Raw genomic sequence first — 17,979 nt, 5'->3', positions numbered from 1 at the left:
GAGTGTTTTTTATGAATAAAATAATATTATCAGGAAATTTAGCTAGAGATCCAGAATTACTATACTCTAAAGAAAATAATGTACCATACTCTAGAAATGTTATCGCAGTATACGATACAATAGGAAAAACAACTCACTTTATCCCTTTTGTTATTTTCAAAAAGGATGCTGAAACTTTTTGCAATTTTTGCAAAAAAGGTTCTTCAATTTGTATCACAGGTTATATAACTCGTGACAAATATCAAAACATTGATAACGAAACAGTTTATAAAACTAATATAGTTTGTGAAAAATTCGAATTTTTAGGTAAAAAGAAAAAGCCTCAAGCTGAAGCCTCTGATTTAAAACTCGCTTCATCTGACGACTTATAATTTTTCTTTTAAAATTACAAGGATATTGCTTTTGCAATATCCTTTTTTGCTAAAATTAATTACAATACCTAAACTAATTCCTCTATAATTTCTATTACTTCATCAAATTTGATTTTATTTTTTTCTAGTTTTTTTAAAGATAAAATCCAATCTATTAAATATTTATAATTATTAAAAGCCCTGTTATTTTTATTTTCAGCTATACTAATTTTAGTATCTTCATCAAATAAAAGAATGCTGTAGATATTTATTTTGTGATTATTTTCTTTTAATATGTAATTTAATTCTTCGCCTTTTCTATCTTTTAATTTAAACAAATTATCTATTTCTCTTTTTTTGTTGTTACTAATGTGTTTCCATTTTTCTTTTAAAATATCCCCTTGAACCTCCCCTTTATATTTTTCTTCGTTTATAAATACTATACCTTCTTCAAAAAGAACAGCAAGACTAATATTTATTATTCTTCTTTTTCCTTTAAAGCTTACATTTTTTAAAATATAAAAACTATCATTTAAGTCACTTAATGCATTAATTAAATTGGAATTTCCAATATCTTTTTGTATCTTTTTTATATCTCTTAGCTTTTTAACATCACGTATGTAAGCATATTTTATGTACATATAACTTCCAACCAGTGCTAAAACTAAAATAATTATGTCAGAATGAGTTCCAAAATGATATTTAACCCCTGTAACCTCAATTAAAAAGTATATAATTGCAAGTACTATTAAAAAAACTATTATATTTTTAAAGGAATTAAAATCAAAATTATTAAAGTCCCTTCCTTTTTTAATATTTTCCTTAGTCACTAGTAATGCCATAAAAATGCTCCTTTCTTTATAAAAGAAAAATAAAATAGAGGATTAGAATATTCTAATCCTCTATTATTATGTCACTATAGATCATTTTGTATTACATTAACTTCTGTAGAAAGTTCTTGAAGTCTTACTAAAACGTCAGCAGCCTTATTATCATCTACTAAAACAACAATAAAGTCCCCTGCAATTATTTCAGTATTACCTTTTGGAATAATTTCTTTTCCGCCTCTTTTAATCGCGACTATTAAACAGTCTCTAGGCCATGTTATATCTTTAATTTTCTTTCCTTCTATATGACTTCCCATAAATACTGCAAGTTCAAGGAGAGTTTTCTTAACGTAAGCCTTGCAGCTTTCATCATCGCATTTGTCTCCACACTTTTTAAGTCTTCTCTCTAAAAGACTTTCGTATATAGGTTCATTTCTAAGTAAATCACTTGTAACATATGCTGCAATTACAACTATTGTTAATGCTAATAGATGCTCAAAAGATCCTGTCATTTCTGTAATTAATACAATCCCTGTAATAGGTGCTTTAACTATGGCTGCAAAATGAGCTGCCATTGCAAAAATTATAAAGTTTAGTATATAAACATCTGGAATTTTTAAGCCTTTACAAACTAATATTCCAAAAATATCTCCAACTAAAGCTCCTAAAACTAAAAGTGGGAAGAATATTCCCCCAGGAGTTCCTGAACCAAAGGCTATTATAGTAAATAAAAATTTTACTACTAATAATAAAATAAGCATTTTAATAGTATATCCGCCTTCTGATATACTCATTATAAGTCCGTGCCCTCCACCTAATAATATAGGTAAAGTCATTCCAATAATTCCAGTTAAAATAAATGGTATTATTACCTTAACTTCTGTCGGCATTTTTTTAAATTTATCGTAGATGTCTTGCGTATTTAAAATACCTTTGCAAAAGATCATCCCTGAAAAACCAACTATTATACCAAGTATAGGTAAAAGCCAATAATATCCTAAAGGCAGAGCTGATATCCCATTAAATCCAAAAGCAGGCCCAAGCCCTAAAAATTGCTTTACAGTAAAGTCAGCTACAATTGATGATGCCATAGCAGATAATAAAACAAGCGGAGAGAAGTTTTTATGAACTTCTTCTAGTGCAAAAATAACTCCTGAAAGTGGGGCATTAAAAGCACCAGCAATACCTGCTGCTGCACCACTTGTTATAAGAATTTTTTCTTCTATATTACTTCTATTACATACCTTTGAGAAACCTTGCCCGATAGACGCCCCCATTTGAACTGAAGGGCCCTCTCTTCCTAGTGATAACCCAGCACCAAGTGCTATAGTTCCACCTAGAAATTTCAAGATAAGTACTCTTAACCAGTTAACTTCAAACCTTCTCATAAGTATGCCCTCAACTTGTGGGATACCACTTCCTGAAATCATACCGTCTTTTCTTACCATAACGCCAACTATATAACCCATTATGATTAATACCGCAAACACAAGTGCAATATTCCATATACTTCCCTTAGCGCCTTCATATATTGAGGTCATCTTTGGGAGCATTTTATCAATTAAAACTCTATTTAGTACCATAATAAGTCCTGCAAATAATCCAATGCAAATCGATTCAAAAATAAGCCTTAACTTAAGATTGTTTCGAACTTTCATAACCTCTATGGTGCTATCTTTTTTATCCTGCATGTTTTTCCCCTTCCTAAAATCGAAAATATCCACTTAATATTATATATCTTATCCTTTGCAATAAAAAATTGGTTACATTCTATAATGGACCTAAAATTTAAGTATTTGTTCTTAAATATAATTTAACCGAGATATCCTATTATTTATTCTCTATTACTCTATGATACTCTATATTTAGGTTCTTTCTATTTTTTATATTGTAAATTTTATATTAACTTAGAATATTTATGCATTATTTACATAGCACCTTTTCCAAAAAGAAAAAAAGCTTAGAAGAATCTAAGCTTTTTTAGGCTGCACCTTTTATTTCCTTTACTATATTTATAAAATCATTATTATTATTCACAAGATTAATAACTCTGTCTTTTACTAAATTATAATTATTAAATGTTTTTATAGCTTCATCATAGTTATTATAAACTTTCCAATAACCACAAGCTAAACATTTCTTTTCAGTGCATTCCATAAAATCTTTAACATCCTCAACTGGAATACCTAGGAATATTCCAAGTTCATGAGGACAATGATAAAGATTATATCTTTCTTTTAACTTTAAAAGTATCTCAAAAATATCTAGACTTAGATCATAATTTAAACCTTCTAAAAAGTTCTTATTATCTTTGTTTTTTAATCTTTCTCTAAGTTTTGCTTCATTAAATACTAATATTATTTTAGCTTCACTGCATTCCCTTAAAACTATATAATTAAGATTTAGTTCTTTTAAAAGCTCTTCTTTAGATTTGTTCCACTCAAAATAATCATTACTCTTTTTAACTAAAGTTATTGTAGAAGATGGTTTATACCCTGCTACAACTGGTGCTAACATAAATAGCATGAATTTTTTAAAGCGCATACTCTCATCCATTTCACTAAGTATCTTATAAAAATTTTTATATTTATTTTCCATCTTCTACAACTCCTTAAATATTATTTTCCTATTTTTCTTCCAAGTTCTATTAATTTTTCAGCGTCATCGCCTTCAGGAAATTCATTTGCTATAACTTCTCTCTCTAAAAGATTTACTCCCTTATCTATCATATCGTCTTCCCAAGTTGTCATCCATTCCCCAGATCCCCAACCGTAAGAACCAAATAAGATTACATCTTTTCCTGATAATTTATCTGATACCGTATTTAAAAAAGGCTCCATTTCAGTTTCATCTATATTTTCAGCTCCCATAGCTGGTGAACCTAAGCATAAAATATCACAATTTACTACATCCTCTTCTGTTGCTTTATCAACAGGTAATAAATTTACTGATGCTTTAGCTTCTTCTGCACCAAGCTTTATAAGCTTTGCCATCTCTTCTGTATTTCCTGAACCAGTCCAATATATTATATTAATTTTCATTTTTCTTCACTCCTTTATTGAAATTGATTATCATTTATATTTATAATAATACTAGTTTTTCTTTTTGTCAATATTTTATAAAAAAATAAAAGTAGATAGAAAGTCTCTATCTACTTATATTAAATATTTTCATATATTAACTTATTAAAATCATCTAGTAAAATGCTAAGATTATCATCTCTTATGCCATTTATATAATGTTTATTAATAAACTCCTGTTTTTCTTTTAATTTTATCTCTATAGGATTTAAATTTTCTAAATTTGAAATAAAGGCACCAAAATCAATATCCTTTATAATATCTTCATTATATAAATAATATAATTTATCTTTTAGTGAATATCTTAAATCTTTTAGTGTATTATCATTTTTATTATATTCTAGTAAAATCTTAATATTGTTTTTAATATCATATGATACGCATTTAACTAATTCTTTATTTTGATTTCTAACTTTATATAAATTAACTAAAGAAAAAATAACTGCTATTGATAATATTAAAATTAAATATTTACCCCATCTTTTCATAATAACCTCCTTTAAATTTTTCCCTAAGTTTATTATACCAATATTTAACACAAAAAAAATAACCTAAGAATCTCTTCTTAGATTATTTTTAATTTCCCGTCTTCTAATTTATATATTTTATCTGATACTTCTTTTGCAAATTCCATATCATGAGTTATTATCATAATTGCAATACCTTCTTTTGCTAAATCTCTTATAATATCCTTAACTTCCATAGTTGTTTTAGGGTCTAAAGCTGATGTTGGCTCATCAAAACATATTACTTTAGGCTTCATAGCTAAAGCTCTTCCTATTGCCACCCTTTGCTTTTGTCCCCCTGACAAATTACAAGGATACATATCTTTTAATTCTTCTAAAGAAAGACTCTTTAAGATATTTTCTCCCTCTTCTATAGCTTTTTCTTTACTAATTTTTAAAACTCTACTTGGCGCTTCTATTATGTTTTCTAAAATGCTCATATGAGGAAATAAATTAAAATTTTGAAACACTACTCCTAGTTCTTTTCTTACACTAATTAAATCTTTACCTTCTATATAGTTTCCATTTGTGCAAAATGCTTTATTATTTATATAAACATCTCCACTATCACATTTTTCTAAGCCATTTATGCACCTTAAAAGTGTAGTTTTCCCTTCTCCAGACCTTCCAACTATTACAGAAACTTCGCCTTCATTTATAGTTAAATCTAAATCTTTTAATACTTCTTTATCCTTAAATCTTTTTGATAACTTTTCTACCTTTAACATAAAACTCTCCCCCTATTTATAATAACTATATCTCTTTTCTAATTTTTTGAATACTAAACTAATAATTAAAACTAATATTAAATATATAACTCCAACTAATAACAAAGGTACTAAAGATGCATCTGTGTTTGTTGCAATCTTTCCAACCCTAAGTATATCTTCAAGTCCAACTACATATACAAGTGCTGTATCTTTAACTAATGAAATAACTTCATTTCCTATTGAAGGCAATACTATTTTTATGCTCTGTGGAAGGATTATTCTTCTATACATTTGTGCATCGCTTATTCCAAGAACTTTACTAGCTTCCCTTTGACCTTCATCTATAGATTCAATCCCACCTCTAAATATCTCTGCAAAATACGCACCATAGTTTAAAACAAATGCTATAATAGCTGCAGTAAATCTACTAAATTTAATCCCTAATAAAGGTAGTCCAAAAAATATAAATATTATTTGTAAAAGTAAAGGTGTTCCTCTCATAACTAAAATATACAAATCTATTAATCTCTTAGTTATATTTGTTCCTTTTATTCTTCCTATTGCAACTATTATTCCTAAAGGTATTGATATTACTAAGGTTAATATAAAAACACTTAAGGTTACAGTTAGTCCACTTCCTATTTGAGGTAATAACTCTTTTATCATATTCATCTTTAACTCTCCCCCTTATAAATTAGGTCCTCTCCAAACCATTTTTCTGATATTTTTTTAGCCTCTCCTGATTTAATAACTTGATTTAGTCCGTAATTTATTTCATTTAATAATTCTTTGTCATCTTTTCTAATACCGACTCCATAAGTTTCTTCTTCTAAATCTTCTTTTAAAACTTTGTATTTGTCTTTTCCTCTTTTATTCATGTAGTATCTTGCTAACACTTCATCTGCAACTACAGCATCTATCCTTCCAGAATCTAAATCCATAAGTGCATCATTATTTGATTCATATAAAATGGGAGCCCCGCCCTTTATACTATTTAATAAATCTTTATCACTACTTATAGCATCCATAGCACTTGATGCAGCCTGTACCCCAACTGATTTATTTTTTAATTCTTTTAAAGAATTTATTTCTCTATTACTCTTAGTAATAACAACTTGTTTATCCTTTAAATACGGGTTAGAAAAAGCCACCGTTTTTTTTCTTTCATCATTTATAGAATATCCATTCCAAATTAAATCGATATTTCCGTTTCTAAGTTCTGTTTCTTTCATAGTCCAATCTATAGGTTGAAACTTTATTTCCTTATTTATTGCTTTTGATACCGCTTTAGCTAAATCTATATCAAAACCTACTGGATTCCCTTTTGAATCTCTAAACCCCATAGGAACAAAAGTATCATCATAACCTATTATTAATAAATCTTTATTTTTTTCTCTATTATCTAAATTTAAAAAATGAATTACAATTCCTAAAAATATAAATGCAATTAACCATATAACTAGATCGCTTAATACTTTCTTCATTCACATCACCTCTTTATTACTTTAACTCGCTAAAGCAATAAAGTCAAGCTTTATTTATGTCAGAAGTCAACTATATATTTATGTTCTTTAAAACTAAAAAAAGCTAAACAACCCAGTTTATTTATTTCCTTTTTATTCCACCCTACCTATTCATAACATTTTAAAAATTTCTAACTTTAACTACAACATTGTTTTGCTTCTTTGTTGGTATTTTAATAAATATCACTGAATAAATGCAGTTTTTTATGTCCATAATCATAATAATTCAAAAAACTTAAAATTTTCGAGGTGAACTTATGGTACATACATATACTTGTCCCCATTGTGATTCAAAACACTTTATTAAATATGGAAAATATAGAAATGTTCAAAGGTATCAATGTAAGGATTGTCTTAAAACCTTTAACGAAGGAACAGGGCTTGTTTGGCATAACAGTAGAAAGAGTGTAGATCTTTGGGATAGATATACTCGTCTTATGCTATCTGGATCTACTATAAGAGATTGTGCCTATAGACTAAACATTTGCATAGAAACTTCTTTTAGATGGAGGCATAAAATATTAAAACATATTGGGACTTACACAGATTCAAGAAGAACTCATATAGTTACAGCCATAAGGCATACTAAATTCTTAGAAAACTTTAAGGGGCAAAAGACTCCCCCTGTATGCACCATTTCTAAAAGAAAAAATATCTTTGTAGCTACAACAATTAATAAAAATAATTATTCCCTAGCTAAGATATCTTTTGATTCTATGAGTCCTACAAAGGAATCTATAGATAATTTAATGGATTCATTTAACCCTGTATTTAATACTTACTTTTTACCCGGAAAAGATAGGTTTTCTTATCTTGTATCAAAAAAATTAAACTACGCTCTTCATAAAAAGAAGGAATTAAAAATTTCTAAAGTCGAAGGCGAAATTTTACTTAATAATTGCTCCGACTTTATATTGAATTTAAGAAGATGGCTTAAAAAATTTAGAAGTGTTGCTACAAAGTATCTGCAAGTTTATTTGAATTGGTTTGTTTATATTTATGAAGGATCTTATGAAAAACATACTATTTTATCAAATTTAATAAACTCTATTTTTTGCGTAAAAATCATTTAACCCTCCTTATGAAATAGCCTTAATTTAAGTATCTCTTATAGGCTTGTCCTTAGTATTACTGCTTGTATATCTTTATTGATTTTATATAGCTTGTCTTAATAATTTTTACTTGTCCAAAACATCAAAAATTTAACCCTATATAGCGAAAATCCCTTGTACCAACAATATCTCGTAACAATGGTGTAGTTAATTTCAAATTATTGTTTATAACTATTACCTACCTAAAGCCTCATTTTTTAGTCATATATTTTTACTTCCTTAAACTCTTTAATATATTAACCTTTTAAATTCATTTTTCATACCTTCCTACAGATAAAAAGCACCAAGCTTATTTGCTTGGTGCTTAAAAATATTATTTATTATTTTTCACCTTTTAACATTTCACCAATAGCTGCAATGCTACCTAGTGAAGAAAGTGTTTCGTTTGGTAAGATAAGTTTGTTTGCTGGGCTGTTTGCCATTTCTTTTAATGCTTCAACTTGTTTTAAAGCAATAACTCTTTCATCTGTTCCAGATTCAATAATAGCAGCTGTTACTTTTCTTACAGCCTCAGATTCAGCTTTTGCTATTTCTTCTATAGCACGGGCACGACCTTCAGCCTCAAGTAATTGTGATTCCCTTAAACCTTCAGCTCTTCTTATTTGAGCTTCTTTTTGAGCTTCTGCTTCTAGGATTTTTGCTTGTTTTTCACCTTCAGCTTTTGCTATTTGTGATTGTTTAGCACCTTCTGCTTGAAGGATCATAGCTCTCTTATCTCTCTCTGCTCTCATTTGCTTTTCCATAGCATTTTGAATTTCAGTTGGAGGTACTATATTTTTAATTTCAACTGATAAAATCTTTATACCGTATGCATCTGTTATTTCATCAATTATTGTAAGTAGCTCTTGGTTTATTCTATCTCTACCAGATAAAACTTCATCAAGTGTCATATTACCTATTAGATTTCTTATGTTAGTAGTTGCTGAATAAACAATACCTGCTTTATAATCTTCAATATTATAAACAGCTTCTTTTGAATTTATTACTTTATAGAATATAACGTTATCTACTGATATATTAACGTTATCTTTTGTTATAACAGTTTGTGGTGGCACGTCTATTATTTGTTGCTTAGTTGATATTTTCTTTCTTGCAAAATCTGCAAAAGGAATTGTCATATGCCAACCTGGTTCTAAAGTTCTGTGATATTGCCCAAACCTTTCAATTATATATACATATCCTGTGTTTACGATTTTTATTGATGATACTATTGCTATAAGAATTAATAACAACACTACAATCAATGCAATTGTTCCTACCATATTATTTCTTCCTCCTCTAATCCTCTAATTTCTAATTTACTTCCTTTTATTCCAATGATTCTAAATTTACTTCCTTTTTTAATTTCTCCCCCTAAATTAATGCCAGACCAGTATATTCCTGATACTTTTATTCTTGCATTAGTTTCTCCTTTTTCTATATCAGATGTAGCTTCTATAACTTCACCGATATAGGTTTCTTCCATCGTTTTTGTAGTAGTCTTTCCTATTTTAAATTTCTTTTTACAAACAGGATACCCTATAGCAAAGGAAATAATTGTGATCACTATAAATACAATTATCTGTGTAGTAAATTCTAGTCCAACAAGATTTGCAATTATTGCACCTAATGCACCGACTGAAAACCATACAAACAAAAATGCACTTGTAATAATATCTAAAACTACTCCAATTGCAGCTATAACCATCCATACAGTAGCTGTCATTACCATCCCTCCTTATTTTTTTTAGTAAATCTTACTATAATCATATTATAAGATAAACTTAATCATAAAACAAATTGTTTTTTAACTTTTTAAAGGTTATTTAATACCATTTAGTTATTGTTTCTCTATTTATCTCTATTTTACTTTATTTTTCTAATTATTTCATATATTTTCCTAATAAATTCTATTAAATAAGTTAATTTCACTCTTACTTTAAAAATTATATGAATTAATAAGTAGATATAATCAAATAGTTCTCTATATTTATTAGTTATATTCATATAAAAATCATAAAGAATTAAAATAGAAGTGTAATTTTCTTATATAGAAAAAAAATACCTCACTAAACTTTGTGAGGTATTTTTATTAAAAGGCTTGTCCCTTATCTTGATCTTACTTCATTTACTTTTTCTTTTACTAATCTAATTAATTCTTCTTTATCTTCATTATTATTAACTACATCCATCTTGTCCATATCTATTATTAATACATCAGAAGCCTTATAATGATTGTTTACCCAATTATCATAATCTTTCCAAAGGAACTCATAATAATCTTTTAAATCATCATCTATTTCAAATTCTCTTCCTCTTAATTTAATTCTATTTAAAACTGTTTCAAATGATCCTTTTAAATATACCATTACATCTGGTGATTTTTTAGGAAGTTCTTCAAGTTCTTCCATCATATTATTTAGAAGATTTTCGTAAATTGACATTTCAAGTTCTGAAATTCTTCCAAGTTCCATATTCTTTTTAGCAAAGTACCAATCTTCATAAATCGATCTATCTAAAACGTTATTATTATGATATAACGCATCCTTTATACTTTTGAATCTAGTATTTAAGAAATATAATTGTAATAAAAAAGGATATCTTTTTTTATTTATCTCTTCTTCACTCTCACTATAAAATAAAGGTAAAATCGGATTGTCATCTACACTTTCATAAAATACTTCTGAATTAAAATGTTCCCCTAAAATCTTAGCTACTGAACTTTTGCCAAGTCCGATCATCCCACCAACTACTATCACCATAACTCACCTATCCTTTACAATTTTGTATCTAACATTTTGTCTAGATATAAGAATACAAATTATATCCTTTTTCGTCAATAGTCTTTTGAGCGACTTCCAAAAATTGCAATTTATTCTTTTATAATACTTTCCTTTACAAGCACCATACCTTTACTGTATACTTAGTAAGTTGATAAAAAATGATATTACAGATCTTAATATAAAAAATTTAGTAAACGAAGGGAATTTTTAATGAATAATATAAAATTTGAAAACTTAAACTTAAAACCGTCTATATTAAAGGCGATAAATGACTTAGGATACGAAGAACCGTCAGCAATCCAAGCTGAAAGTATTCCTGTAGCTGTAGAAGGATTTGATCTTATAGGTCAAGCTCAAACAGGAACTGGTAAAACTGCTGCTTTTGGATGCGCACTTCTTAATAATATACAAAGAGGAAAAAAAGTTTCAGCTATATGTTTAGCTCCAACTAGAGAACTTGCAATCCAAGTTTACGAAGAATTAAAAAAATTAGCTAAATATGAAAAAACTAATATACTTCCTGTATATGGTGGAGAGTCAATCCAAAGACAAATCAAAGCTTTAAAGAGCTACGTTGATGTTGTTGTTGGAACTCCAGGAAGAGTTTTAGACCTTATAAGAAGAGGAAAACTTGATTTAAGTGAAGCGCAATTCTTAGTATTAGATGAAGCTGACGAAATGTTAAACATGGGATTCGTTGAGGATATCGAAAGCGTAATAAACGAATTACCTGAAAGCAGACAAACACTTTTATTCTCAGCTACAATGCCACCACAAATCAAAAAACTTGCTAATAACTACATGAAAAAAGATGCAAAACATATACAAATTAAAAAAGTAACTATGACTGCATCTAAAATAAAGCAAAACTATTTTGAAGTAAACCACAAAAATAAGTTCGAAGCTTTATGTAGAGTATTAGATTTTGATGCACCTGAAATAGCTATAATCTTCTGTAAAACTAAAAAAGGTGTTGATGAATTAGTTCAAGAAATGCAATCTAGAAACTACGTTGTTGAAGGAATGCACGGAGATATGTCACAAATGCACAGAATGAAAACTTTAAAGAGATTTAAAGAAGGTGCTTTAAATATATTAGTTGCAACAGACGTTGCTGCAAGAGGAATAGACGTAGATGGTATAACTCACGTTATAAACTACGATTTAACTCAAGATGTTGAAAGTTATGTTCACAGAATCGGAAGAACAGGAAGAGCTAACAGAGAAGGTACTGCTATTTCATTCGTAACTCCTAGAGAAAGAGCTATGATTAAAGATATCAAAAGAGTAACTAAAGGTGATATAGTTAAATGTGAATTACCTACTGTTAACGAAATACTTGATAAAAAGTTAATGGATAAATACTCAAGCATCGAAGAAGTATTACAAGAAAAAGCATTTAAAAAATATTTACCACTAGCTCAAAACATAGCAGACAACTTTGATCCAGTTGATGCTATAGCAGCTTTATTAAAAATGCAATTTGATAACGAAATGTCTTTTGATTACAAAAGCGACTCTCTAAACTCACCAAAAGAAGAGGATTTAAGATTATTCCTTTCAATCGGTAAAAGAGACGGATTAACAGTTAAAAAATTATTAAGCTTCTTAACTGAAAAATCAAAAGTTAAAGGTTCTAAAATAAACAAAATCGATATACTTGAAAACTTTGCATTTGTATCTGTTGAAAATGATGTTCACAAGAAGATCATCGAAAAATGCTCAGGTTTAAAATTAAACGGAAGAAGAGTAAATATCGAAGTAGCTACAAAAAGAAAATAATTTTTCTTAAGGAATTACCTAAATTTTAGGCAATTCCTTTTTTTTATTTAAATTTCATACTCACATCTTTTTCTTTTTATAAATTCGCCTCTGCCTTTTTCCCCTATAAATTTCCCCTTTTCAAAGATTATTTCTCCTCTTGAAATAGTGTATACAGGGTATCCTTTTATTTTCTTACCTTCGTAAAGAGAATAATCACAGTTATAATGAAGATTATTAATATCTATAGTAACTTCTTTATTTGGATCTATTATAGTTATATCACCATCACTTCCAACAGAAATACTTCCCTTTTTAGGATATAAACCAAATAGTTTTGCAGGTTTTGTAGAACATACATCTACAAATTTATTAATACTTATCTTACCCTTTAAAACCCCTTCTGAAAATAATATTGGAATTCTCTCCTCTACCCCAGGAGCTCCGTTTGGACATTTAGAAAAATCATCCTTTCCAAGCATTTTATCTCCATTATAAGCAAAAGGACAGTGATCAGTTGCAACCACTTGTATAAAGCCGTCTTTTATTCCACTCCAAAGAGCTTCTATATCATCTTTTTTTCTAAGAGGTGGACTCATAATAAACTTTAAAGCATCTTCTCTATCGTATTCACTATCATCTAAAAGTAAATACTGAGGACAAGTTTCAGAAATAATTATCTCTCCTCGATCTCTAGCTTCTTTAATATAATCTAAGCCCTCTTTTGTAGATAAGTGCACTATATAAAGAGGTCCGCCCCCTATAATACTTGAAAGATTTATCATCCTATTAACAGCTTCTCCCTCGCAGAAATTTGGTCTAGTTAATGGATGGTATTTAGGTGATTTAAAATTATTATTTAAATAATATTCTTTTAAGAATTTAATCACGCCATCATTTTCAGCGTGAACTGCCATTATTCCACCTATTTCTTTTAACTTTTTTAATACTTTAATTGCTTCATAATCGTTTATTAAGTAATCATAAGTTAGATAGATTTTAAAGCTTGTCACACCTTCATTTTCTACTATATATTCCATTTCCTTTAATATATCTTTATTTACGTCTTGCACTACTCCATGAAATCCATAATCTATTACAGCTTTATCTTTTGATAAGCTATGGTATTTATTTATTTGATGTGAAAGATTGCACCCCTTTGGACCAAAAGCTAAATGGTCTACTATAGTTGTAGTTCCCCCGCAAGCTGCAGCTACTGTACCTGTATAAAAGTCATCGTTTGCTATAGCTATGCCTACGTCTAAATCAAAGTGTGTGTGGACATCTACACCACCTGGCATAACTATTAACCCTTTTGCATCTATTACTTTGCTTCCTTCTTTTTCTAAGTTTAACCCAATTTCTTTAATAATACCGTCTTGAATGAAAATATCAGCTACGTAACTATCAGATGCAGTTACAACGTTTCCATTTTTAATTAACACTCCCATTTAAATTCCCTCTTTCGTTATTAAAATAATTCTCCTCTTTATTTTATCACATAAAATAAAGAGGAGTCATAAGTTGTATTTTATTTCTTTAATATAATTTTTCTACCATACAAATTCAGTTCTATAGAGTTATCAAATACTACCATTTCTGTTTCTCTCTTTTCTTCACTAGACCTTTTTATAGTTCCTGTAAACTCTTCTACTGAACCATCTTTCTTTTTTAAGTTTCCTGTTATATCATACTCTTTAATTACAGCTTTTCCGCTATCTATCATTTCTGTAGTTAGATCCTCTAATTGGATAAACTCACCTTCTACTGATTTGATTTCACTTACTAGCTTCTCGATTCCTTTTATAGTGATATCTCCGTCTTTGGTTGCTTTAACTTCTAATTCTACAGAATATTTAGGTGCTTTTTTATCACTTAACTCAACGTATTTATATTTTCCACTAATATTAACTAATGCAGTTATATTATCTAACTTTTCTTTAATTTCACTATAGATTGCTTTGTTTTCATTATTAAGGCTTTCAAAATCTATATTATTTAGTTCTTTATTTGCCTCTATAATCTTACCATCATTTAAATTCTTTTCAGCTAAATCTAAATACTTTCTAACTTCTTCATTATCTTTATTCTCTTTTGCATATTTTACTTCATTTTTGAATTTTTCTATAAGGTCTTTTGCTAAAATAAAATCACTTTCATTTATAGCTTTTTGAACATTCTCTAAAATATTAGTAACCTGCTCTTTATTTTTATCACTTAAACTTTTTAAATTAACTTTTTTTAAATCTTCTAATTCTTTATTAAATTCTTTAAAGTTCTTCTCTTTAATCTCATCGTAAAAGTTATTCATTTCTTTTACTAAAATATCTTCTTTTTCAAAAGTTTCATCTTTAATTATCCCTTTTGAGATATCAAGAAAGTTATTATATTTATCGTTTTCACTTTTTGTCATTATAAGTTTATTAAACCTATCTGTTATTTCATTTATTCTAGTTTGGAAAGCCTTACTATCTTCCTCTATAGAAGCCTTTTTTGAAGAAACAAAAAAGTATCCTGAACCTACAAATCCAAAAATAATAACAATAACAAAAATAATCAAGTAACTTTTTTTCATAAATCCCTCCATAACCCTTTTATTAAATTTTATTAAATTTTACATAATATGTCAATAAGAAAGGAAAAATAAAAGGCCTTTAAAAGCCTCTATCTTTATACGCTGCTTAAAAACTCATCTAAAGTTTTTAAGTATTCTTCTTTATTTTTGGCATAACACATCATGTGCTCTGCATCTTCTACTAGGAGTAGCTTGTCCTTTTCATTCTTTCGAACCTTATACATATCTTCGCTCATCTTATATGGGACTGTTGTATCAGAAGTTCCGTGAACAAACATAATAGGAGTTATATTTTCTTTTATGTATTTAATATGCGATACTTCATCAAAACTGAACTTACACCTTCTTATAACCTTATTATTTAATAGATTATAAAAAGGGAACATTGGTAACTTGCTCTTTTCATTAAGTTGATACTTTATAATTCCTTTTCCGTCTGAATACCCGCAATCTGAAATAACAAAGTTAACCTTTCCGTACTTGTTAGCATAAATAATAGCTGTACTTGCACCCATTGATTGTCCGTGTAGTCCAATCCATATATCATCACCAAACCTATTTAAAAGCATATTTATAAATAAATCTAAATCTTCACTTTCAAACTTACCATAGCTTGCAAACTCCCCTCCGCTTTTACCGTGCGATCTGTTATCAATCATAAGTACATTATAACCTCTATCTTTAAACATCTTTACAAAAGGCATCTGTATGTAATGGTTTGCGCTATAGCCGTGAAGTAATACTATAAACTTTTTAGAATCCTTATTAAAATTATAAAGATATCCTTTTATAGGTATATAATCATTTGATTCTAATTCTATCTCTTCTACACCTTTATAATTTAATACTTATTCTAAGTCATTATCATATAATCCTCTTCTTTTTAAAACCTCAATAGCCTTTTTCTCATCTTTTCTCTTAGCTAAAATAGATTGCTTAAAAGCATACTCTACTATCAAAAGGATAAATGAAATAAAAACTACTATTACTAATATATAAATCAATTTTATCATCTCCGCATTAAAAATAACTAATATTAATTATACTATTTATTTTATACTTTACGGCGTTTTAAAACTATTATTTATAATTTCTTAATAACAATTAATTTTTATTTATTATATCTTTAGTTTTAGATTTTTAAAAATAAAAAAAGATAGTTATTAATTAATATAACTACCTTTTTTACATCTCTTTATAGACTAACATAATTTTTCCTCTCTATTTGCTTTCTAAGCGAGTTGATAATTCTTTTAGTTCTAGAAGATTTAAATTGTATAAGCTTGCTCTTGAATATTCAGCGTTTGAAACTCCTACGTCTTTTGATAAAGAAGTAATTTTGTTTATAAATATTTCTCTGTAGTTTTTCATTTTTTCTCCCTCCTTTTTATTTAATAAAATCTATTATACTCTTTATTATATTAATGTCAAGAAAAAAAGTGCCAGATTTTCTGACACTTTTTTTAAGGTTATCCTAAATAAGAAACTGCACTAAGAGATGCAATATTTCCTTCACCTGCTGACTTTATGTATTGATATGGAGTACCAACACAATCACCGCAAGCAAAACATCCTTTAATATTTGTTCTCATTTTTCTATCAACTTTTATATGTCCATCTTCTATTTCTAGTCCTGGAACTAATTGAGTTGGAGGTACAGCATTTTTTAGCATAAACACTCCATCAGTTGATATTTCTCTTCCGTCTCTTAAGACTAATTTAGAAACCTTATCTTCACCTATAATTTTTGAAGGTTTTTCAGAAATGATATTTATCTTATCATTTAATTTGTAATCACCTTTATACATAGGAATATAATTTACTTCACCTGCAAGTTCTGAAACGTAATTTGCTTCTTCCTCACCTTCTTCAGTGTAACTAACTATTGTAACAGCCTTGCCCTTATATAAAGGTGCATCACAAGTTGCGCAGTATCCTACACCTTTCCCTAGAAATTTTTCTTCGCCTTCTAAAGGTCTTGTGTATTCTATTCCTGTCGCTAAAATTATAGATTTAGCCTCATACATCTTTTGATTTACCATAAGGGTAAAGTAATCTCCCATAGAATAAACGTTATTTATTCTCTCTTCAACTACTTTAATCCCCATTTTATCTATATGTTCTTTCATATTATTTAAAAGTTCTTCTCCTGTACCTAAAGGAAATCCTAAATAATTATTTACCTTAGGTGCTTTAAGTAGTTTTTCACTTAAATTTTTATTTCCAAATAATATGAATTTTTTATTTCTTATCTTTGCATTTAATGCAGCTGATAATCCAGCTGGCCCACTTCCGATTATCGCTATATCATATCTTTCATCCATATTTTTGCCTATTAGATATGTTTTGAAAGAAGCGCTTTAATTTGTTCTTTTGGTAAGAATCCTACAACTGTATCAACATCTTTACCGTCTTTTATAACTTTTAAAGTTGGTATGCTTTGTATTCCAAATCTTGATGCTGTTTCTGGGCTTTGATCTACATCGATTTTAACGAATTTTACATCTGACATTTCGTTATCTAATTCTTCTAAAACTGGAGCTATCATCTTACAAGGTCCGCACCAAGTAGCAAAAAAGTCTACTAAAACTACTCCACTATTATTCATAACTTCACTGTTAAAATCTACATCTGATACTATTTTCATTTTTTATTCCTCCTTATACCCCCACAGGGTATGTTTTGTTTTTTCTTTATTCTAAACCTTTTTTAAATTTTAGTCAATAAACTTCTTTTTTATTTTAATTAATATTAATAATTTTATGCATTTAAA

At 28.2% G+C, this 17,979-nt stretch carries 21 protein-coding genes; 3 read left to right on the top strand and 18 right to left on the bottom strand.

The features are described 5' to 3' along the window. The first annotated feature begins 11 nt into the window (after window positions 1-11). On the top strand, window positions 12-371 hold the full coding sequence (locus M4I33_RS10070; protein ID WP_257916663.1) for a single-stranded DNA-binding protein: 360 nt from the start codon (window positions 12-14) through the stop codon (window positions 369-371). 68 nt (window positions 372-439) lie between these two features. Here M4I33_RS10070 and M4I33_RS10065 read toward each other — a convergent pair whose 3' ends face one another. The 8 genes from M4I33_RS10065 to M4I33_RS10030 form a co-directional block, all read right to left on the bottom strand. Beyond that, a complete protein-coding gene (locus tag M4I33_RS10065; RefSeq protein WP_257916662.1) occupies window positions 440-1,192 on the bottom strand; it encodes a nuclease-related domain-containing protein in 753 nt (250 codons plus the stop codon). Between the two features lie 74 nt (window positions 1,193-1,266). Continuing rightward, window positions 1,267-2,868 carry a ClC family H(+)/Cl(-) exchange transporter gene (locus M4I33_RS10060; protein ID WP_257916661.1) on the bottom strand — a complete coding sequence of 534 codons (1,602 nt, stop codon included), beginning with the start codon at window positions 2,866-2,868 and terminating at the stop codon, window positions 1,267-1,269. Window positions 2,869-3,157: 289 nt separating this feature from the next. Further along, window positions 3,158-3,775, bottom strand: a complete 618-nt coding sequence (locus M4I33_RS10055; protein ID WP_257916660.1) for a DUF3793 family protein — start codon at window positions 3,773-3,775, stop codon at window positions 3,158-3,160. 20 nt (window positions 3,776-3,795) lie between these two features. Beyond that, on the bottom strand, window positions 3,796-4,218 hold the full coding sequence (locus tag M4I33_RS10050) for a flavodoxin (protein ID WP_257916659.1): 423 nt from the start codon (window positions 4,216-4,218) through the stop codon (window positions 3,796-3,798). A gap of 119 nt (window positions 4,219-4,337) precedes the next feature. After that, window positions 4,338-4,745 carry a hypothetical protein gene (locus tag M4I33_RS10045; protein WP_257916658.1) on the bottom strand — a complete coding sequence of 136 codons (408 nt, stop codon included), beginning with the start codon at window positions 4,743-4,745 and terminating at the stop codon, window positions 4,338-4,340. Window positions 4,746-4,822: 77 nt separating this feature from the next. Next, window positions 4,823-5,491: an amino acid ABC transporter ATP-binding protein gene (locus tag M4I33_RS10040; RefSeq protein WP_257916657.1), complete on the bottom strand. Its 669-nt coding sequence runs from the start codon at window positions 5,489-5,491 to the stop codon at window positions 4,823-4,825. Between the two features lie 12 nt (window positions 5,492-5,503). Then, window positions 5,504-6,145: an amino acid ABC transporter permease gene (locus tag M4I33_RS10035; protein WP_257916656.1), complete on the bottom strand. Its 642-nt coding sequence runs from the start codon at window positions 6,143-6,145 to the stop codon at window positions 5,504-5,506. A gap of 2 nt (window positions 6,146-6,147) precedes the next feature. After that, window positions 6,148-6,957, bottom strand: a complete 810-nt coding sequence (locus tag M4I33_RS10030; RefSeq protein WP_257916655.1) for an amino acid ABC transporter substrate-binding protein — start codon at window positions 6,955-6,957, stop codon at window positions 6,148-6,150. Window positions 6,958-7,253: 296 nt separating this feature from the next. On the opposite strand from M4I33_RS10030, the gene M4I33_RS10025 reads away from it, so the two are divergent. After that, entirely contained in the window at window positions 7,254-8,069 is an 816-nt protein-coding gene (locus M4I33_RS10025; protein WP_257916654.1) for a hypothetical protein, read from the top strand. A gap of 359 nt (window positions 8,070-8,428) precedes the next feature. Here M4I33_RS10025 and M4I33_RS10020 read toward each other — a convergent pair whose 3' ends face one another. From M4I33_RS10020 to M4I33_RS10010, 3 genes are all read right to left on the bottom strand, one after another. Further along, complete coding sequence (locus M4I33_RS10020) at window positions 8,429-9,370, bottom strand: SPFH domain-containing protein (protein WP_194190054.1); 942 nt, start codon at window positions 9,368-9,370, stop codon at window positions 8,429-8,431. Continuing rightward, window positions 9,364-9,813: an NfeD family protein gene (locus M4I33_RS10015; RefSeq protein WP_257916653.1), complete on the bottom strand. Its 450-nt coding sequence runs from the start codon at window positions 9,811-9,813 to the stop codon at window positions 9,364-9,366. Before M4I33_RS10015 ends, M4I33_RS10020 begins: the two co-directional genes overlap by 7 nt. A gap of 382 nt (window positions 9,814-10,195) precedes the next feature. Beyond that, on the bottom strand, window positions 10,196-10,849 hold the full coding sequence (locus M4I33_RS10010; protein ID WP_257916652.1) for a deoxynucleoside kinase: 654 nt from the start codon (window positions 10,847-10,849) through the stop codon (window positions 10,196-10,198). 231 nt (window positions 10,850-11,080) lie between these two features. Here M4I33_RS10010 and M4I33_RS10005 point away from each other — a divergent pair, with 231 nt between their 5' ends. After that, on the top strand, window positions 11,081-12,652 hold the full coding sequence (locus M4I33_RS10005) for a DEAD/DEAH box helicase (RefSeq protein ID WP_257916651.1): 1,572 nt from the start codon (window positions 11,081-11,083) through the stop codon (window positions 12,650-12,652). A 47-nt stretch (window positions 12,653-12,699) separates the two neighbouring features. Here M4I33_RS10005 and hydA read toward each other — a convergent pair whose 3' ends face one another. The 7 genes from hydA to trxA form a co-directional block, all read right to left on the bottom strand. Further along, on the bottom strand, window positions 12,700-14,082 hold the full coding sequence (hydA, locus tag M4I33_RS10000; protein WP_257916650.1) for a dihydropyrimidinase: 1,383 nt from the start codon (window positions 14,080-14,082) through the stop codon (window positions 12,700-12,702). An 80-nt stretch (window positions 14,083-14,162) separates the two neighbouring features. Next, complete coding sequence (locus M4I33_RS09995) at window positions 14,163-15,206, bottom strand: hypothetical protein (RefSeq protein WP_257916649.1); 1,044 nt, start codon at window positions 15,204-15,206, stop codon at window positions 14,163-14,165. A gap of 95 nt (window positions 15,207-15,301) precedes the next feature. Beyond that, entirely contained in the window at window positions 15,302-15,952 is a 651-nt protein-coding gene (locus M4I33_RS09990; RefSeq protein ID WP_257916705.1) for an alpha/beta hydrolase, read from the bottom strand. Between the two features lie 102 nt (window positions 15,953-16,054). Next, entirely contained in the window at window positions 16,055-16,210 is a 156-nt protein-coding gene (locus tag M4I33_RS09985; RefSeq protein WP_257916648.1) for a hypothetical protein, read from the bottom strand. A 217-nt stretch (window positions 16,211-16,427) separates the two neighbouring features. Beyond that, window positions 16,428-16,577, bottom strand: a complete 150-nt coding sequence (locus M4I33_RS09980) for a hypothetical protein (protein ID WP_257916647.1) — start codon at window positions 16,575-16,577, stop codon at window positions 16,428-16,430. Window positions 16,578-16,675: 98 nt separating this feature from the next. After that, window positions 16,676-17,530, bottom strand: coding sequence for an NAD(P)/FAD-dependent oxidoreductase (locus M4I33_RS09975; RefSeq protein WP_257916646.1), 855 nt, complete (start codon window positions 17,528-17,530; stop codon window positions 16,676-16,678). Between the two features lie 11 nt (window positions 17,531-17,541). After that, the gene (trxA, locus tag M4I33_RS09970) at window positions 17,542-17,853 is read right to left on the bottom strand and encodes a thioredoxin (protein ID WP_207729523.1); all 312 of its coding nucleotides are present in this window, start codon (window positions 17,851-17,853) and stop codon (window positions 17,542-17,544) included. Between the last annotated feature and the right edge of the window lie 126 nt (window positions 17,854-17,979).

It is taken from the genome of Clostridium sp. LY3-2, from assembly GCF_024705715.1.
Taxonomy (GTDB): domain Bacteria; phylum Bacillota; class Clostridia; order Clostridiales; family Clostridiaceae; genus Clostridium.
The sequence above is the reverse complement of the archived record's forward strand: the minus strand, read 5'-3'. Positions and strand labels throughout refer to the sequence as shown.

Bases quoted from the DNA above. Each gene is read 5' to 3' on its own strand.
- M4I33_RS09980 (WP_257916647.1), bottom strand. From the start codon at position 16,577: ATGAAAAACTACAGAGAAATATTTATAAACAAAATTACTTCTTTATCA.
- M4I33_RS10050 (WP_257916659.1), bottom strand. From the start codon at position 4,218: ATGAAAATTAATATAATATATTGGACTGGTTCAGGAAATACAGAAGAG.
- M4I33_RS10005 (WP_257916651.1), top strand. From the start codon at position 11,081: ATGAATAATATAAAATTTGAAAACTTAAACTTAAAACCGTCTATATTA.
- M4I33_RS10070 (WP_257916663.1), top strand. From the start codon at position 12: ATGAATAAAATAATATTATCAGGAAATTTAGCTAGAGATCCAGAATTA.
- M4I33_RS10020 (WP_194190054.1), bottom strand. From the start codon at position 9,370: ATGGTAGGAACAATTGCATTGATTGTAGTGTTGTTATTAATTCTTATA.
- M4I33_RS09975 (WP_257916646.1), bottom strand. From the start codon at position 17,530: ATGGATGAAAGATATGATATAGCGATAATCGGAAGTGGGCCAGCTGGA.
- M4I33_RS10065 (WP_257916662.1), bottom strand. From the start codon at position 1,192: ATGGCATTACTAGTGACTAAGGAAAATATTAAAAAAGGAAGGGACTTT.
- M4I33_RS10035 (WP_257916656.1), bottom strand. From the start codon at position 6,145: ATGAATATGATAAAAGAGTTATTACCTCAAATAGGAAGTGGACTAACT.
- M4I33_RS10045 (WP_257916658.1), bottom strand. From the start codon at position 4,745: ATGAAAAGATGGGGTAAATATTTAATTTTAATATTATCAATAGCAGTT.
- M4I33_RS10025 (WP_257916654.1), top strand. From the start codon at position 7,254: ATGGTACATACATATACTTGTCCCCATTGTGATTCAAAACACTTTATT.
- M4I33_RS10030 (WP_257916655.1), bottom strand. From the start codon at position 6,957: ATGAAGAAAGTATTAAGCGATCTAGTTATATGGTTAATTGCATTTATA.
- M4I33_RS10040 (WP_257916657.1), bottom strand. From the start codon at position 5,491: ATGTTAAAGGTAGAAAAGTTATCAAAAAGATTTAAGGATAAAGAAGTA.
- M4I33_RS10055 (WP_257916660.1), bottom strand. From the start codon at position 3,775: ATGGAAAATAAATATAAAAATTTTTATAAGATACTTAGTGAAATGGAT.
- M4I33_RS10060 (WP_257916661.1), bottom strand. From the start codon at position 2,868: ATGCAGGATAAAAAAGATAGCACCATAGAGGTTATGAAAGTTCGAAAC.
- M4I33_RS10010 (WP_257916652.1), bottom strand. From the start codon at position 10,849: ATGGTGATAGTAGTTGGTGGGATGATCGGACTTGGCAAAAGTTCAGTA.
- hydA (WP_257916650.1), bottom strand. From the start codon at position 14,082: ATGGGAGTGTTAATTAAAAATGGAAACGTTGTAACTGCATCTGATAGT.
- M4I33_RS10015 (WP_257916653.1), bottom strand. From the start codon at position 9,813: ATGACAGCTACTGTATGGATGGTTATAGCTGCAATTGGAGTAGTTTTA.
- trxA (WP_207729523.1), bottom strand. From the start codon at position 17,853: ATGAAAATAGTATCAGATGTAGATTTTAACAGTGAAGTTATGAATAAT.
- M4I33_RS09995 (WP_257916649.1), bottom strand. From the start codon at position 15,206: ATGAAAAAAAGTTACTTGATTATTTTTGTTATTGTTATTATTTTTGGA.